The 14234-nt window shown below is 66.7% G+C and carries 23 protein-coding genes; 17 read left to right on the top strand and 6 right to left on the bottom strand.

The genetic code is table 11. The features are described from left to right. From F8O04_RS14885 to F8O04_RS12200, 4 genes are all read left to right on the top strand, one after another. The coding region (locus tag F8O04_RS14885) for a hypothetical protein (protein ID WP_192497429.1) at nucleotides 1-396 on the top strand (396 nt) is incomplete at its 5' end. An 18-nt stretch (nucleotides 397-414) separates the two neighbouring features. Continuing rightward, complete coding sequence (locus F8O04_RS12190) at nucleotides 415-798, top strand: hypothetical protein (protein ID WP_158029672.1); 384 nt, start codon at nucleotides 415-417, stop codon at nucleotides 796-798. Between the two features lie 16 nt (nucleotides 799-814). Beyond that, complete coding sequence (locus tag F8O04_RS12195; protein ID WP_158029673.1) at nucleotides 815-1426, top strand: hypothetical protein; 612 nt, start codon at nucleotides 815-817, stop codon at nucleotides 1424-1426. Nucleotides 1427-1447: 21 nt separating this feature from the next. Next, nucleotides 1448-1651, top strand: a complete 204-nt coding sequence (locus F8O04_RS12200; RefSeq protein WP_158029674.1) for a hypothetical protein — start codon at nucleotides 1448-1450, stop codon at nucleotides 1649-1651. A 102-nt stretch (nucleotides 1652-1753) separates the two neighbouring features. On the opposite strand, the gene F8O04_RS12205 is transcribed toward F8O04_RS12200, so the two are convergent. Next, a complete protein-coding gene (locus F8O04_RS12205; RefSeq protein ID WP_158029675.1) occupies nucleotides 1754-2422 on the bottom strand; it encodes a hypothetical protein in 669 nt (222 codons plus the stop codon). Nucleotides 2423-2646: 224 nt separating this feature from the next. Between F8O04_RS12205 and F8O04_RS14890 the strand changes: the two genes are divergently transcribed. From F8O04_RS14890 to F8O04_RS12245, 9 genes are all read left to right on the top strand, one after another. Then, complete coding sequence (locus tag F8O04_RS14890; protein WP_188726433.1) at nucleotides 2647-3213, top strand: hypothetical protein; 567 nt, start codon at nucleotides 2647-2649, stop codon at nucleotides 3211-3213. Beyond that, complete coding sequence (locus tag F8O04_RS14895; RefSeq protein ID WP_188726434.1) at nucleotides 3213-4058, top strand: M15 family metallopeptidase; 846 nt, start codon at nucleotides 3213-3215, stop codon at nucleotides 4056-4058. Before F8O04_RS14890 ends, F8O04_RS14895 begins: the two co-directional genes overlap by 1 nt. 2 nt (nucleotides 4059-4060) lie before the next feature. After that, nucleotides 4061-4588 (top strand): hypothetical protein, encoded by a 528-nt coding sequence (locus F8O04_RS12215; protein ID WP_158029677.1) that lies wholly within the window; start codon nucleotides 4061-4063, stop codon nucleotides 4586-4588. After that, nucleotides 4585-5034, top strand: coding sequence for a hypothetical protein (locus tag F8O04_RS12220; RefSeq protein WP_158029678.1), 450 nt, complete (start codon nucleotides 4585-4587; stop codon nucleotides 5032-5034). The genes F8O04_RS12215 and F8O04_RS12220 overlap by 4 nt, the downstream gene beginning before the upstream one ends. A 2-nt stretch (nucleotides 5035-5036) precedes the next feature. Next, nucleotides 5037-5438, top strand: coding sequence for a hypothetical protein (locus tag F8O04_RS12225; RefSeq protein WP_225735046.1), 402 nt, complete (start codon nucleotides 5037-5039; stop codon nucleotides 5436-5438). Between the two features lie 151 nt (nucleotides 5439-5589). Then, entirely contained in the window at nucleotides 5590-6006 is a 417-nt protein-coding gene (locus F8O04_RS12230) for a hypothetical protein (protein WP_158029679.1), read from the top strand. 176 nt (nucleotides 6007-6182) lie between these two features. Continuing rightward, on the top strand, nucleotides 6183-6512 hold the full coding sequence (locus tag F8O04_RS12235) for a hypothetical protein (protein WP_158029680.1): 330 nt from the start codon (nucleotides 6183-6185) through the stop codon (nucleotides 6510-6512). A 262-nt stretch (nucleotides 6513-6774) separates the two neighbouring features. Continuing rightward, the gene (locus F8O04_RS12240) at nucleotides 6775-7170 is read left to right on the top strand and encodes a helix-turn-helix domain-containing protein (protein WP_225735047.1); all 396 of its coding nucleotides are present in this window, start codon (nucleotides 6775-6777) and stop codon (nucleotides 7168-7170) included. Between the two features lie 31 nt (nucleotides 7171-7201). Continuing rightward, complete coding sequence (locus F8O04_RS12245; protein ID WP_158029681.1) at nucleotides 7202-8275, top strand: DUF3039 domain-containing protein; 1074 nt, start codon at nucleotides 7202-7204, stop codon at nucleotides 8273-8275. Nucleotides 8276-8433: 158 nt separating this feature from the next. Here the strand turns inward: F8O04_RS12245 and F8O04_RS12250 are convergent, their stop codons facing one another. The 4 genes from F8O04_RS12250 to F8O04_RS12265 all read right to left on the bottom strand — a co-directional run bounded on the left by F8O04_RS12250 (nucleotide 8434) and on the right by F8O04_RS12265 (nucleotide 9538). Continuing rightward, nucleotides 8434-8646 carry a helix-turn-helix domain-containing protein gene (locus tag F8O04_RS12250; protein ID WP_158029682.1) on the bottom strand — a complete coding sequence of 71 codons (213 nt, stop codon included), beginning with the start codon at nucleotides 8644-8646 and terminating at the stop codon, nucleotides 8434-8436. Next, the gene (locus F8O04_RS12255) at nucleotides 8646-8882 is read right to left on the bottom strand and encodes a hypothetical protein (protein ID WP_158029683.1); all 237 of its coding nucleotides are present in this window, start codon (nucleotides 8880-8882) and stop codon (nucleotides 8646-8648) included. The genes F8O04_RS12250 and F8O04_RS12255 overlap by 1 nt, the downstream gene beginning before the upstream one ends. A 137-nt stretch (nucleotides 8883-9019) precedes the next feature. Next, nucleotides 9020-9250 carry a helix-turn-helix transcriptional regulator gene (locus tag F8O04_RS12260; RefSeq protein ID WP_225735048.1) on the bottom strand — a complete coding sequence of 77 codons (231 nt, stop codon included), beginning with the start codon at nucleotides 9248-9250 and terminating at the stop codon, nucleotides 9020-9022. Between the two features lie 45 nt (nucleotides 9251-9295). Beyond that, nucleotides 9296-9538 carry a helix-turn-helix transcriptional regulator gene (locus tag F8O04_RS12265; RefSeq protein WP_158029684.1) on the bottom strand — a complete coding sequence of 81 codons (243 nt, stop codon included), beginning with the start codon at nucleotides 9536-9538 and terminating at the stop codon, nucleotides 9296-9298. 322 nt (nucleotides 9539-9860) lie between these two features. Here F8O04_RS12265 and F8O04_RS12270 point away from each other — a divergent pair, with 322 nt between their 5' ends. From F8O04_RS12270 to F8O04_RS12285, 4 genes are all read left to right on the top strand, one after another. Further along, entirely contained in the window at nucleotides 9861-10352 is a 492-nt protein-coding gene (locus F8O04_RS12270) for a GyrI-like domain-containing protein (RefSeq protein WP_158029685.1), read from the top strand. Continuing rightward, nucleotides 10349-11149, top strand: a complete 801-nt coding sequence (locus F8O04_RS12275) for a MerR family transcriptional regulator (protein WP_188726435.1) — start codon at nucleotides 10349-10351, stop codon at nucleotides 11147-11149. Before F8O04_RS12270 ends, F8O04_RS12275 begins: the two co-directional genes overlap by 4 nt. Before the next feature lie 158 nt (nucleotides 11150-11307). Beyond that, nucleotides 11308-12192, top strand: coding sequence for a hypothetical protein (locus tag F8O04_RS12280; protein WP_158029687.1), 885 nt, complete (start codon nucleotides 11308-11310; stop codon nucleotides 12190-12192). Nucleotides 12193-12353: 161 nt separating this feature from the next. After that, complete coding sequence (locus tag F8O04_RS12285) at nucleotides 12354-13418, top strand: LLM class flavin-dependent oxidoreductase (protein ID WP_158029688.1); 1065 nt, start codon at nucleotides 12354-12356, stop codon at nucleotides 13416-13418. Between the two features lie 18 nt (nucleotides 13419-13436). Here the strand turns inward: F8O04_RS12285 and F8O04_RS12290 are convergent, their stop codons facing one another. Further along, on the bottom strand, nucleotides 13437-14186 hold the full coding sequence (locus F8O04_RS12290; RefSeq protein ID WP_158029689.1) for an IclR family transcriptional regulator: 750 nt from the start codon (nucleotides 14184-14186) through the stop codon (nucleotides 13437-13439). Nucleotides 14187-14234 lie beyond the last annotated feature (48 nt).

Below are 14234 nucleotides of genomic sequence, written 5' to 3' on the forward strand. Positions count from 1 at the left end.
GACACGGGGTGGCGGGTCTTCCCGGCCGATCCTGTGGCCCATCCACTCGTCACGTCGGGGCAGTTTCATGTTCGCCGCACCGGCGACTTCGTCACCCTGTTCCTCGAGGACGTGCTGCTCGTGGCCGGGAGCGGGTCGGGGCATATCGTCACGCTCCCCGGCGGATTCCGGGGCATCATGCTCGTGCGCTCGTCACGTATCTCGGGGTTCGTGGGGCTATCGAACAACGCACTCAACATTCAGGCCATCAGCGTCTTCGGCTCAGCGGTCTGGTGGAACCTCGGGATCGGCACGGGCGGTATCTCGCTTGTTCGACCCTCGAGGGGGCTGCAAGGAGAGGTCACGTTCCGTACGGCCGATCCCTGGCCGACGGTCCTTCCCGGCACGCCGGGCTGACCTCGCGGGGCGGCTCGCATGAGCGCCCCCACGCTGCAAGCGTCGCTACCGGACACGGGCTGGCGCGATATCACCGGCCTGCTCGAGAACGGGTGGACGGCCTCACCCGGGCACCCCGGACTGCGCATTCGACGGATTGGCGCCCTGGTGAGTGTGCAGGGAGAGGGGCTCGTGCCCGGGACGTCGACCTCGCTGGCGGTTCTCCCCACCGGGTTCAAGGCGACGGGACGGGCGGCGGCGTCCGCCTATATCGGGTCGGGGACGCTTCCGATCTATGGCCGCGCGATCGGCGGAGCCGTCCAGTGCAACAACACGACGTCTCCCGCCGCGTGGCGCGACCTGACTGTGAATTTCTTCACGACCGACCCGTGGCCGACCGTGCTGCCGGGGTTGCCGGCTTGACGTCGGGCGGGGCGTCATGAGCGCCCCGACCCTGCGCGCCGTCGCCGAGACCCCGTACGAGCTGCGCGGCACAGGTTCACCCGAGGGCGTCGTCGCTGCCCCGCCCGGCACCTACTACACCGACCAGCTCGGGACTGCGGGCATGTGGCGGTGGCTCAAGATCGCCGGCACCGGAACGACCGGATGGACCATCGTCTTCGGTGACACCGGATGGCGGGCGCTTGTCCGGTGGGCTCAAGGTCAAGTGACGTTCGGCACGATGCCCGCCGGACTAGAGCCGGGCCACTCGATCTATGAGGGCGGAATCTTCATGCGCCGCAAGCTCGACCGCGTGGAGATGTCGATCGTCGCCGCGAGGATGACGGCTGATGCGGTCGAGTTCACATCGCCGGTCGGATTCCGTGGATCGACGACGGGCATGCCGTACCCAGTCGTGCCCCTCATCGCCCGCGCTGGCGCGGCGGCGAGCGCGATTGTCGCGGCCTCGGTCGAGGTCGGCGTGAGCGTCGTTCGTATCCGCTCGATCAGAGACAGCTACCTGCCGGCGCAGACGACGCTCTACGGCGCCGAAGCGTCGTGGAGCACCGACGCACCCCCGCCGACTGTTCTCCCCGGCGCACCGAAGTAGTCACCCACGAGAGGACTCGCCATGACCGATCTCACTGCCCTCGAGGACGACGAGCTCAACGCGCTCCGTGTGGACGTGCTGTGTGAGCAGGAACGCCGAGCACGGCTCGCGTCGATACCGGGGCAGGTCGCTGACCTCGCGCGGCAGTACGCGGGTGACGGTGGCGACCCCGCCGAGCTCGCCGCGGCACTCACGCCGCTCGACGAGGAAGAGCAGGCCGGCTAGACGGGCTTCCGGGGGAGGACCGTCGGCCAGTCCGGCCCCAGCATCCCCGACCGGGTCGCGAGAAGCTCCGCCCGCATGCGGGCGGTCACGCACCAGGTCGAGTCAAACGGCGGTGTCCTTGGGCAGCATGTCCCCGGCCCTCTTCGCCGCATTGAAATATGCATCGACGATGTCCGAAGGCGCCCCCCAAGCTTTCAGAAGCCGAATCGTACCGATGAAAGTGATGCCGTGCATCATTGAGCCGTAGGTGCGGAGATTCTGCCGTGGAAGGGCGAGCCCAGATGCGCCATTCTGGGGAGGCTTGTCTGAAAGGGATTCCGTGAACACAGACTCCCCATGTGCCACCCCGGACAAGTGCGAATAAAGCGCTGCTGCATCGTCATCCGATTTCCCCAATGCCACGAAGAGATCCTTTGTCAATTTCGTGTATCGAGGGACCGGTTCGGGCTGAGCGCCAACAGCAAGAACTGATTCTCGCTCTGCAGAGGCCCTGGCAGTAGCGTCTTCCATCGATTCACCTGACAAAAGGCGGATTCCTCGGCGATGGCCGGCAATCAATTCGTCTACTTTCATTGCCCTCGCGCGATACTCGGCTTGGGGCCAGTCCGGGGCAGTAATGATCCACCAGGCACGGCTCCACGTTTCGGCGCAGCTCCTGACGAGAGTGGCGAGACTCGGCCCGTGCTCGGTGGGCGCGCTCAGCAAAGTGCTGAAGGCAGCGAGGTGATCGGTAGCGACGGCTCTGTGAAGCGCGGCGGTCTGGGCAGCCATGTAGATCCCGCTCGCCACGTCGACCCGCAAGGTGCCCCCACTTGGCTCTTGCAGGAAGACGGGAGAGATCTGACGGCCAACCGCGACTAATAGAGACGTGGCGGCCGACGCCGAGTGCCTTTCGTCCGCGGTGCTCGTATAGCTGTTCACTCGCATAGATCTACATCACAACGCCCCGCGCCACTAGGCCGGGGCTTTCGCATTCCCAGAGAGGGAGGTCGCTGATGGCGACAGCAGTCGAGATCATGGCCGCGCACGGCCAGCAGAACGCGGCCGCGACCGTGCGCGCGTCGCTCGAGGTCAGCATCCCGGTATGGCTGGGCGCCGCGGTGATCGCGAAGGAGTCGAACGGCCGGAACGTGTTCGGCCACGACGTCGGCGGGGCGATGCGCGGTGCCGGCGAAGTCACGCCGGCCAAGTACGCCGAGTTCCGGCGCCTCATCGCAGCCGGGCACACCTCCAACGGTGTCGGGCCCGCACAGATCACCTGGAAGGGGTTCTTCACGCAGGCCGACCGAGAAGGCGTCGACCTGACCGACCCGCTCCAGAACATCCGTTTCGGCCTGCGGCTCCTCGCGGGCTACCTGGGCGGGGACTTTTCCGACGCGGGCATCCGCCGCGCCGGCACCGCCTACAACGGCGCCCAGTCATACGGGGACGACCTCGTACGCCAGGCCGCTGTGTGGCGGCAGCGGCTCGCCGGGGCGGACCTGACGGCGGCCGACTTCCTGTCGGCCCTGTCGGACACGCAGCAGCAGGCCGTCTACCGGGCGCTCGTGCAGGAGCTGTGATGGTCACGAAGAACATCGGATACCCCAACGGGGACTGGCGCAACGCGACCGGGCGAGCGCTCGGCGTGGACCTTCGGGCGGAAGCGGCCGGCGCACTCGACGCACTCGCCTGGCACTACCAGCGGCAGTTCGGGAAGCCCCTCGCAGCATCCGAGGGCATGCGGTCAATCGCGATGCAGAACTACTACTGGGACCGGTACATCAACCGGCGCCCCGGATGGACCGTCGCCGCGCAACCCGGCACGTCGAATCACGGATGGGGACTCGCGGTCGATCTCGCCTGGCCGATCACGTCATCAGCCACGGCCGAGCATGCGTGGGTCGCGGCGACCGCACCCCTATTCGGGTGGGAGTGGACGGGGCGCAACTTCGGCGAGCCGTGGCACTTCGACTTCACCGGCATCAACCTCACCGCATCCCAGGTCGCGGAGTACGTCTCCCGCGGCACCAACACGTCACTGATTCAGGAAGAAGGGTTTCTCATGGCACTGAACGAGACCGCGCAGAAGGCCGTTCACGACTCGCTCGTGAACACGTCAGGCGGCTACTACTACAAGACGGACGCGATCATCAAGATCGCGCAGCGTCTCGAGAAGAAGGTCGACGACGTGCTCGCCGGCCGGATCCGCTACCCCGGGGCGCCGTACTACATGGCGACCGCGATCGTGAACGCGGTGCGCGAGGAACAGGGCAAGGAGCCGGTCGAGGTCGACGAGGCCGCGCTCGGCAAGTCCATCGCCGACAACCTCACCCCGGTCATCCAGGCCGCCATCGCAGAAGGCGCCGTGACCGGGTCGACGGCCGCGGAGATCGCCGACGAGCTCGCCCGACGCCTCGAGGCCTGACGATGACCGGGCTGGCACGGCGCCTGCTTCGGTCGACGGTGTGGGCACCGGAGTCGCAGCCCGAGGGGGAGAGGGACTACCACCTCGTTGCCCAGATGGACCTCCCCATCTACGACCTCATCATCATCGCCTTCGCCACGCTCGGGCTGATCTACTCGATGCCCGCGACACAGCTCGTGTGGGGCGAGGCAGTGATGAAGGTGGTCGCGGGCGTCATGCTCGCGTCGGCCATCGTCGCCCTCATCGGGCTCGTGTTCCGACTGGAGATGCTCGAGCTCTTCTCGAAGGGCGTCATGGTGGCGATGCTCATCACGTACCCCTCGGCGCTGCTCACGCTCGCGCTCGGCGACGTCGGCGAGCGGCACGCGATCGCCGTGCTGGCGTGCGGTCTCATCATCCCGCCACAGGGCCGCATGCGATACCTCGTGACGAAAGCCCTTCGCCGGCGGGACGCTCGTCGAGCCGCCCGCCGTCTCGTGCGCGAGATCACGACCGCCGAGATCCCGATTAACCGCCAGGGGGCCGCGTGACAGTAACCCTCGCGGCCCCCGCACTCGGTGTCTCCGAGGGCGTGCTGACCATCCTCATCACCACCGGCGGCGGGCTGGTCATAGCCGTGTTCGGTCTCATCGGCGTCATCGTCAAGATGCGCGGCGACCGCGCGGTCGGGCGTGACGAGATCGTCGAGCAGGGCACCAAGACCCTGCTCGACGGGCTCGGCAAGGAGGTCGCCCGACTGAACGCCGCCTACACCGAGCTCGACGCGAAGGTGACGACGCTGCGCGAGCAACTCGACATCCTCCGCGGTCAGCTGCGCGACAAGATGCGCGCCGTCGGCCGCATCCTGCTCCACCTCGACCGCCACATGGACCAGCCCCCCGACCTCGGCCCCATCCAGAGCGACCTCAACTTCCTCGAGGAGGACGGCGTCGTGCCGATCCGCTGGGGCGCCCACAACCGCATCAAGGAGAACTGACCATGCCCATCACCCACCCACTCGCGGTCGCGCTCGCGACCAATGCTGCCGGCGACGCACCAGAGCTGACCTTCACGTTCAGCTGGGTCCTGTTCCTGCAGCTCATCATCGGCGTCGTGCTCCCGCTCGTCGTCGGCCTCGTCACGAAGCACTCGACGAGCAGCGGCCTCAAGGCACTCCTGCTCGCCGGCCTCGCGCTCGTGTCGTCGTTGCTCACCGAGATCCTCAACGCCGCCCAGACCGACAGGCCCTACGACGTCGGCCAAGGACTCCTCATCGGACTCGTCACGTTCGTCACCGCCGTCGGTGTGCACTACGGCCTGCTGAAGCCCACCGGCGCGACCGACGCCGTGCAGGCAGTCGGCGACCGCACCCCGATCGAGGTGCCCCCTCGAACCGACTAGACCCACCACACGAGACTGCGCCCCCTCACGGGAGAGCACGCACCGCGACACCGCGGACCGCGTGCCCCGTGAGGGGGCGATTTGGTGTTACCAACGTCGTCTGCGGCGAGTAGCGACAGTTGAGAGGTCTGTACGCAGGCATACTCATAGCGTGCGTGACATCGTTGCTCTTCTCTATGTCTTCGGCGCCGTAGCGACAGCTTTCGGTGCGGTCCTTGCGTACGGGCGTGCGCGACGCGACCTCCGTGTGGCGGAAAAGGTCGCCGAGACTCATGAGTCGCATGTTGACGTGGACCTGAGTTTCGGCGGGGACGCTGATTCCGCGAAGGCGCAGAAGGAGCGCGAGGATGCTGAGAGTGCAGCGCTGCGACAGTTGCTTGCGGAGTCGGGGTTCAACCCGGACGGAGCGAGGCTGAAGGACATGCGGCTGCCTATGGACTACTGGGCCAAGCGGAGTGCCCTGAGGGACGCGGTCGCATCCTTCAAACTAGGCGGAATCATCGCGCTCGGTGGTGTCGGTATCTCGACGGTGGCGTCCGTCTGGTCGCTCTACCTGCCGACTGGTTGAGGCGGTTGCAGCGGCGAGGGGCGTGTCTCTTAGTTCCCAAAGGCGCCAACTTCACCCGCTACCATCCACCCCGGCCGGACACCCGCATCCCCTTGGCGGACCGGCCCGTGCCCCTCCGCATTCCCCGTGCGCGAGGGGCACACCTCTCTGTCGGCGGCCCGCTCTACGATCCGCGCATGAGCAAGCAAGGGCCGGGCGCGGGCGATGTGCTGCGCCGGCTCGAGGAGCGCGAGCGAGTCACGCACCCGGCCGCCGTCTCGCACGGCACGAGGGTGTGGCGCATTCAGCGGCACGGCGCCACGCTCGGCTGGATGCGGTTCATCCCCCTCGAAGGCACCCAGACGAGCCCAACGCCCTGGCACGTGTACTACGACGGCACCGACGAGCACGGCCACATGGCTTGGTGCAGAGCCTTGCCAACGTCGACGAGCGCGTGCGCCTGGGCCGTGCAGCACGCCGGGGAGATGCGGCGCCGGACCCGCGAACTCGGGCCTGGCCCCTTATAGGCCGAACTGGGAGTCGGTCCACAGCTGGGGATTGTCCTTGTAGGACGGGGCGATGGGATCGATCTCCTTCTTGAAGTGGCCCCAGTCGCGATCAGCGCCTAACGCGAAGTATGTTGAACGGGCACGGTATGTGGACGACACGCCCGTGAGGAGACCTTGTGTTGCCTCCGTGTCACGCACTGTGTGACACTTGTGACACTTGCACGCCGGGTCTCAGTTGCCGAACCTGAGCGGTGGGCATGCTTATTAAGGCGAGGAAACCATGTCAACTTTGACGTTTTCTGCTGCGACCGTTCCCGACGAAGATGTGGCTGTGCTTCGCCAGATGGCTGCTTCAATGGATGCGGGATCCGCGCGGAGTCTTCTCGAGACTGTTGTCGGCAGTGTCGAGACCGGTCGTGACTTGATTGTCGCGCGTGTCGACGATTACGTGACGCCGTCGCAGGCTGCGCGCATCCTTGGCGTTAGCCGCACGCACTTGTACAAGGTGCTGGACTCGGGCGCGCTCCCTTGCGCGATCGTCGGGTCCAAGGACCGTCGGATCAGGATGGCGGACCTTCGAAACTACGTGGCACGGGCGGAGGAACTCCGCAAGGCCGCCGCCCGGCGGGCTGCTCGCGCCGACCAGGGTTACTCGGAGGCCCTGGACAGCATGTAGGCATGCGGATCACCGCAGCTAAGGTAGTCGAGTGGGATTCGATCGACGTGTCACGTTGCGGTGCCTTTGCGAGGACCTGAATACGGACTGGGGCAACCATGCCGAACAGCAAGGGTTTCTGAACCTCCGGCGACTGATTCTTGACGGCGCTTCGACCAGTTCGATCGCTGAAGCCATGAAGTCATTGCACCCCGGTGGGCGCGCAGACCACCCGCTTGTGAACAGCTTCATTGCCGCGTTTGCAGATGACAGCAGTGAGATCAGCCGGGAAGGCATCTCCGGCCTAACCGATCCCATGTGGTGGAAGCAGAAATCCACCCGGTGGAGGGGAGCGGCGACAGACGTGGAATGTCCAGGCCGCGAGCGTCGCGAGGTCTGGCTCTGTGCGGGAGGCCTTCGGGTAGCCAAGGATGATCGAGACTTCTACGCTCAATTCACACAGCGGCTCCAACGGCACGGTGCAGGCCGCTACTTGCCGAGCGAGGATGACCGTCGGTTGCAGGAAGTCGAGGCCACAGTTGCTTCATTGGAAGCATGGAAGGCCCAACTACGTCTTGCCGTGCTCATCGGCGTGCACGAGAGCCTCACCCGCCAAGAGTCCACGATGGTGCATGTGGCCAACCCAAAGGTGGGTTCGGACGAGCTACTTTTTCACCTCACCATCGACGTGGGCGTCGCGAGCGACGGTAGTGACCAGCTTGTGGAGGCGGTCTTGTCGTTCACAGCTCCAGAGCGCGAGCACCAAGCGGTTGCTAACCTCGGGATCGACACGCTGCGCAGCACCTTGAATACCGCGTCGGATGAATGGCGTGTCACGCCCGGCGCCGCCGATGGGCAAATCTGGTCTGCACTCGTAGCCCCAGAAACCGTGGATGCTAGTCGGCAGTGTGCCGATGCAGGCGAGTTACCGGAAGAGATCGCGAACAGGACGCTCCTGCTAGGTGTGACGTCTCACTATGTGAGGAAGCCAAGCATCGTTGAGGGGTACATCAATGGCGAGCCGGTGCCGGCATTGTGCGGCGTCTGGTTCGTGCCTACAACCGCACCCGACGGTCTCCCAGAGTGCGCCCAGTGCATCGATGCGCATTCGACTCTTAGGAACTGACCCATACGACGGCGCGTGCAGTGGAGCCTCGCTCAACGCCGTTGTCAGTCCCCTTTGTTGATAGCGATCCTCCCAGGTGACTCGCATAGCAGCCCTGCCGTGATTCGAATCAAGGTAGTTCGGTGACGCACGCGACGCGGTACATGCGTTCAGCAAGGTCAGCCCCTCCGGTGGTCGTGGAGACGTCGGAGCGTCGTCTGTTGCTGAGGCACACCGTTGACCCATGCCTCGAGGGCTTCATCCTCTACGAGCCATCTGCCGGCGCGCACTCGCTGGATGCCTGGGAGTTCGCCCCGCTGTAAGGCCTTCAGGATCGTGTCGGGGTGGCGCCGAGCAATGTCGGCGGCCTCGCGGACGGTGAGTCTGGCCATCAGCCCGCGTGTCCTCTCTCTGTGAGCCAGTTCGTGACCTCGTCGAGGTCGTACATGATGACGCCCTCGCGCTTGTACCAGGGCGGGCCATTGCCCTCGCTCCGCCAGTTCCGGAGCGTCTTCTCGGACCGTTCGATGCGTTCGGCGAGCGCTCTCGGACCGATGTAGCGATCGAATTTCACAGGGGTGTTCCGTGCGGTGTTGGCGGCGGGCGTTGCGTCCTGATCGTGGTTCATGCGCCCAGCGTGCACCCGACCACCGACATCCGGCGTGCGGTAAGTCTTACCGATCTGGCGCCGGCTCATCCCGCCCTAATGAGGTACGCGACCAATTCACCGTTGGAGAGACCTGCCTCACCTGAGACTTGGGCGGATCAGATCCTGCTGCACTCGTCGATGTAGCGATCGATCTCGGACTGGCGGTAGCGAACCAGCCGGCCGAGCTTCAAGTACTTCGGACCGCGGCTCCGGCTGCCCTTCGAATCCAGGTAGCGCCATTCCCGCAGCAGCCCGACACGGACGCCGAGTCGTGCGGCGACCTCATGTTCGTTCATCAGCGGCTCGCGGTCTGGAATAACAGGGACGGTCACTGTCTTCTTGGTCACGAGGCCATGGTGGCGCAGAGTCACAGACACGGTCTATGGAGATCGCTATGGTCGACGAGCGAACCGGTCCGTCTGCGATCGCTTTCGCTTCTCGAGCCAGGCGACCACGTCTGCCCAGTCGTACGCCTTCGTGCGGGCATCGATCTCGACCCAGACGGGGCCGGTGCCTTTCTCGCGATGATCCGCGAGCTTCCGGAGTGTCATGCCCGGGATACGCTCGCAGACCTGGGCAGGGGAGAGGTACTGGGGCAGGGTCTCGCTCCTGCCAGTGCGTACGGACGTGGTCATGGGCCCAGCATGTCGCCCCCGATCGGATCGCGGCTCGACGTGCCCACATTTTGCCCACACTTGCGGGCGATTCGCTCCTCTCGCCATGATCGAACTGCGCTGTACTCGCCTAGAGTGATGCGGATCGTGGCGTGTTCTCCGTCATCCGGCGGGGCGTTGGGGATGCCGTGTTCCCCCGGGGCGGTGCTCTTCCCCAGCTCGACTCGTGCGGCCGGCATGAGGCTGCACGAGGCCGTGACGAGGGTTGACCTTGCCCCTGGGGCAACCAGTGTGCTCAGAACCGGCCCATCCGAGAGCCGGGTGGCGACCAGGAGGAGTACCGATGACGGCATTCACTGTCGAAGAGCGCGCTGAACGTCCCTGGGTCGGAGTTTCCTTGACCGGCGACCTTGCTCACTGGGGCCGCGTGAACGCGCACGTCCCGCTGATCTACGCCGCGCTCGCGGCGGCCGGGGAGATTCCCGAGGGTGGACCGATCTACCAGTACCACCGGATGCGAACGGTCGCTGATCCGATGGACATCACCGTTTCGGTTCCGGTGGCCGCGGTCGTGGAGGTTGGCGACGGATTCGAGACCGGCGTCATCCCCGCTGGCCGCTACCTCGTGGCTCGCCCGGAAGGTGGCCCAGATACGTTGGGCCGGGTGCACGGAGAGATGTGGCAGTGGGCCAACGTACAAGGACTGGAGTTGGCGATCGAGGAACGGGCCGACGGCATCCACTGGCGTGCGCGAACCGAGCAGTTCCTGACCGACCCGCAGACCGAGCCTGATCGCAGCAAGTGGGCGGTCGAAGTCGCATACTTGCTGCAGTGAGCGCGAAGGCCAGACTGTCGATCGGGGAGTTCAGCCGTCTCACCTGGCTGTCACCGAAGGCGCTTCGACTGTACGAGCGGCGTGGTCTTCTCCTTCCGGATTTCGTCGATGAGTACACGGGCTACCGCTATTACCGACCTTCCCAGGCGGAGCGCGCGCGGACGATCGCGTTGCTCCGCCGTGTGGGGATGCCGTTGGAGCGGATCGGCGCGGTGCTCGGCTCCACGGGGCAGCATCGGCGTGCGTTGATCGAGGCGTACCGCGTTGAAACCACTCGTGCACATCAACGCGCTGTTGTGCTGCTCGACGGCCTCGCCGGCAGCCTCGCCGATGAGGAGACGCCCGAGGACCCGCCGAGTGTGCAAAGCCGCGTTGTGACCCCTCGGGCATTCATCTCGACCACACTTCGAACAACCGCAGCCGATCTCCCCGCGCACATTGAGCGAAGCGCTGCCGGGCTCCTCGACCGGGCCGGGGCGACGGTCGATCGGGCTCAGCCACTCATGGTCGTGTACCACGGCGAAGTGAGCTGGGAGTCGGACGGGCCGATTGAAGTCCGCGTGCCCATCGTCGACAGGGCTGCCGCCGACGGTGTCGAGCCTGAGGGGATGGAGTTCTACGCCGAGGTTGCGTTCGCCGAGGTCCAATTCCCTACGATCCTCCGCTTCTTCGATGCGGTGCGGGACGCGGCGGCACGCGGTGCATACCGACCATCGGGGTCGCCGCGCGAAATCTACCTCGAGGGCGACCCGTTCCGGTGTCAAGTCGCGCAACGCTACATCGAGCTGCCGAACTGACATCTGCACTCCGCCCAACAGGAACGCTGCGGCAGGGTCCTCGCTGGGATCACCCATGACCTCCCTCAGTGACGCCGCCGAGGTAACGAATCGATAGAGGTCGCGAGTCGGCTGGGAAATGCCTCGACACCGGCTGAAAGCTCTGGAAATATGCAGTTATGGCGACATCGCGACGCAGGGCGACGAGGCGGATCCCCGCGCTCGCGCTGGCGCTCGGCGTCGTGGCGGGCGGCATTACGGTGGGCATGGCCCCGGCCTCGCCCCAGGCCTTCGCGAGCGCTGCCGACGGCGCCGAGGCGCCGGGCCAGGCGACGCCGGCTGTAACGACCGACAAGGGCGAGTACCTGACCACCGGGACCGTCGAGTACATTGGCACGAACTTCGTCCCGGGTGATCCCGTCAGGATCATCGTGGAAGGTCCGCTGAGCGGCGCCTTTGACGGCGAGGCTGATGCCGACGGTTCCGTCGGCGGCACGCTGCAGATCGTCGAGGTCACCGACGACGGGGTGACGACGGGCAACACCCTCGACTGGACGCCGGGCCACTACACGCTCACCCTGTCGCAGGAGGTGCCCGTCGCCGAGCCCGAGTGCTTGGCGCCGGTCGATTCGGACGCGCCGACGCCCACGCCACCGGAGATGACCCCGACCCCGACCGCCACGACGGGCACGGACGGCGACGACGACGCCCAGGCGCCCGGCGAGACCGGCGGCGACGACGGCACCGACAGCATCCCCGGCACCGACGGCGCCCACGCCGACGCGGGCGATGACGCCGATGACGGCACGACGGGCGCCCTAGGCCCTGCCCCGGAGAGCGAGACCGTCAAGTCCGCATGCGGCCCGACGGTTCCCCTCGAAGCAACGACAACCTTCTCCGTCGTCGAACCGGACCCCGCTGCCGCGCAGCCCGTCGACGGCGGCGACCAGCTCGCTCCGACCGGTTCCGATGACCACCTCGGCATCGCCGGCATCGGCCTCCTTGCGCTCGCGGCGGGCGCAACGGCGCTCGCGTGCCTCCGACGACGCTCCCGAACGCAGTAATCCCGGACGACCCACGCCACCTCCTCCCGGCACCCCGGCCACCGCCCCTTTTCCACTGCGAACGGGGGCGGTGCCCGTTGGCGATGGCGCGACGCCCTCATGAAAGCGCCACGACCGCATCCAAAGTTGTTGCGTTTGCATAGACGTGCCATGATGGCGTCATGGCGAATGCATCTCTCGGAGCGGTCGAACTCGGCCTCGACACGTTCGGTGACGTGACCGACGGTCTCGACGGCGAGCCACTGTCGCAGGCTCAGGTCATCCGCAACGTCGTTGAGCAGGCGCGGCTCGCCGACCGGGTCGGCGTCGACTTCATCGGGATCGGCGAGCATCACCGCGACGACTTCGCGGTGTCGTCACCAGAGACCGTGCTCGCGGCGATCGCGACCGTGACCGAACGCATCCGCCTCGGCACCGCCGTCACCGTGCTCTCGAGCGACGACCCCGTGCGCGTGTTCCAGCGGTTCGCGACCCTCGATGCCGTCTCGAACGGCCGGGCCGAGGCGATCGTCGGGCGCGGCTCGTTCACCGAGTCGTTCGGGCTGTTCGGGCTCAGCCTCCAGGACTACGACGTCCTGTTTGCCGAGAAGCTCGACCTCTTCGCCAAGCTCGTCGAGGCCGACGGGCCGGTCTCGTGGTCAGGCAGCGTGCGGGCGCGACTCGACGAGGTCACCGTGTATCCCCGGCTGGAGCACCGGCCGCTGAAGACCTGGGTCGCCGTCGGTGGAACCCCCGAGTCGGTCGTGCGGGCGGCGCAGTACGGGATGCCGCTCATGCTGGCGATCATCGGCGGTGGTCATGAGCGCTTCGCGCCGTTCGTGCGGCTCTACCGCCAAGCGCTCGAGAAGTTCGAGCGGCCGGTCGATCTCCCGGTGGGCGCGCACTCGCCTGGCCACGTCGCCGAGAGTGACCGGGAGGCGCGTGATCAGTACTACGAGGGCTATATCGAAATGATGGCCCGCATCGGGCGCGAGCGGGGCTGGAGCCGCATGACGCGCGAGCACTTCGAGGAGGAGGTCGAGCACGGGGCGCTCTTCGTCGGCTCGACCGAGACGGTCGCCCGGCGAATCGCGCACGCCGTGCGCGTGCTCGGCCTTGCCCGGTTCGACCTCAAGTACTCGGCGGGAACGCTGCCGCACGAGCATTCGATGCGGTCGATCGAGCTGTACGGCACCGAGGTGATCCCCCGCGTCCGCGAGCTGCTCAACGCCGAGGCGGTCGCGTAAAGGCGCGCGAACGCGCCCTCACGAAACGGCTCGCGCGATGCGCGCAGCGGCCGCCGTCAACGAATCGGCCACGAGTTCCGCGTCATCGAGCTCGGCGATCGACACGATCGAGATGGCGAGCAGGTTCGGCTCGCTCGAGATCGGCATCGGGACGGCGATCGACCGCAGGCCGGGAATGACCTCGTCGTGACTGGTGGCGTAGCCGCGGGTGCGGGTCTCGCGCACCCGCTCCTCGTCGACCGCGAGCCCCGACTCCACGACGGAGGCCAGCTCGTCGTCGCTCATGCCCGCGAGCACCGCGTAGCCCGTCGAGCCGCGATTGACGTCGTGCCTCGTGCCGGGGCGCTGCGCGATCGACGCGTGCGCGTCGCGCGGCTCCACGCTCAGCAGCGTGACGACCTGGAAGCGGTCGAGTACGCCGACGAACGCCGTCACCCCGAACCGCTCGGCGATGCGCGAGAGCTCCGGCTGGGCGACCTGCTGCAGGCCTCGCGACACCCCGCGGGCGAGCGCGGCGATGCCGGGGCCGAGCCGGAGCCGACCCGAGGCGTCGCGGCTGACGAGCCCGTGGTCCTCGAGTGTGCGCAGTATCCGATACACGACCGAGCGATGAAGGCCGAGACCCTCGGCGACCTCGGCGATCGTGAGGGGGCCGTTCGCCTCGCCGAGCAGTTCGAGTGCCTGGAGCCCCCGGCTCAGGGTCTGCGAATGCGTCGACCGGGCGCCCGTGGTCGACGCTGCCCGAGCATCCGCACGTGTGTTCGTCATGCTCACATGGTGCCAGAGTGCCGCAGATTTGTGCGATATCCGGAATCC

The organism is Pseudoclavibacter endophyticus, from assembly GCF_008831085.1.
Lineage (GTDB): Bacteria > Actinomycetota > Actinomycetes > Actinomycetales > Microbacteriaceae > Pseudoclavibacter > Pseudoclavibacter endophyticus.

Coding starts and splice junctions, on each gene's coding strand:
- F8O04_RS12190 (WP_158029672.1), top strand. CDS start 415: ATGAGCGCCCCCACGCTGCAAGCGTCGCTACCGGACACGGGCTGGCGC.
- F8O04_RS12195 (WP_158029673.1), top strand. CDS start 815: ATGAGCGCCCCGACCCTGCGCGCCGTCGCCGAGACCCCGTACGAGCTG.
- F8O04_RS12200 (WP_158029674.1), top strand. CDS start 1,448: ATGACCGATCTCACTGCCCTCGAGGACGACGAGCTCAACGCGCTCCGT.
- F8O04_RS12205 (WP_158029675.1), bottom strand. CDS start 2,422: ATGGCTGCCCAGACCGCCGCGCTTCACAGAGCCGTCGCTACCGATCAC.
- F8O04_RS14890 (WP_188726433.1), top strand. CDS start 2,647: ATGGCGACAGCAGTCGAGATCATGGCCGCGCACGGCCAGCAGAACGCG.
- F8O04_RS14895 (WP_188726434.1), top strand. CDS start 3,213: ATGGTCACGAAGAACATCGGATACCCCAACGGGGACTGGCGCAACGCG.
- F8O04_RS12215 (WP_158029677.1), top strand. CDS start 4,061: ATGACCGGGCTGGCACGGCGCCTGCTTCGGTCGACGGTGTGGGCACCG.
- F8O04_RS12225 (WP_225735046.1), top strand. CDS start 5,037: ATGCCCATCACCCACCCACTCGCGGTCGCGCTCGCGACCAATGCTGCC.
- F8O04_RS12235 (WP_158029680.1), top strand. CDS start 6,183: ATGAGCAAGCAAGGGCCGGGCGCGGGCGATGTGCTGCGCCGGCTCGAG.
- F8O04_RS12240 (WP_225735047.1), top strand. CDS start 6,775: ATGTCAACTTTGACGTTTTCTGCTGCGACCGTTCCCGACGAAGATGTG.
- F8O04_RS12250 (WP_158029682.1), bottom strand. CDS start 8,646: ATGGCCAGACTCACCGTCCGCGAGGCCGCCGACATTGCTCGGCGCCAC.
- F8O04_RS12255 (WP_158029683.1), bottom strand. CDS start 8,882: ATGAACCACGATCAGGACGCAACGCCCGCCGCCAACACCGCACGGAAC.
- F8O04_RS12265 (WP_158029684.1), bottom strand. CDS start 9,538: ATGACCACGTCCGTACGCACTGGCAGGAGCGAGACCCTGCCCCAGTAC.
- F8O04_RS12270 (WP_158029685.1), top strand. CDS start 9,861: ATGACGGCATTCACTGTCGAAGAGCGCGCTGAACGTCCCTGGGTCGGA.
- F8O04_RS12280 (WP_158029687.1), top strand. CDS start 11,308: ATGGCGACATCGCGACGCAGGGCGACGAGGCGGATCCCCGCGCTCGCG.
- F8O04_RS12285 (WP_158029688.1), top strand. CDS start 12,354: ATGGCGAATGCATCTCTCGGAGCGGTCGAACTCGGCCTCGACACGTTC.
- F8O04_RS12290 (WP_158029689.1), bottom strand. CDS start 14,186: ATGACGAACACACGTGCGGATGCTCGGGCAGCGTCGACCACGGGCGCC.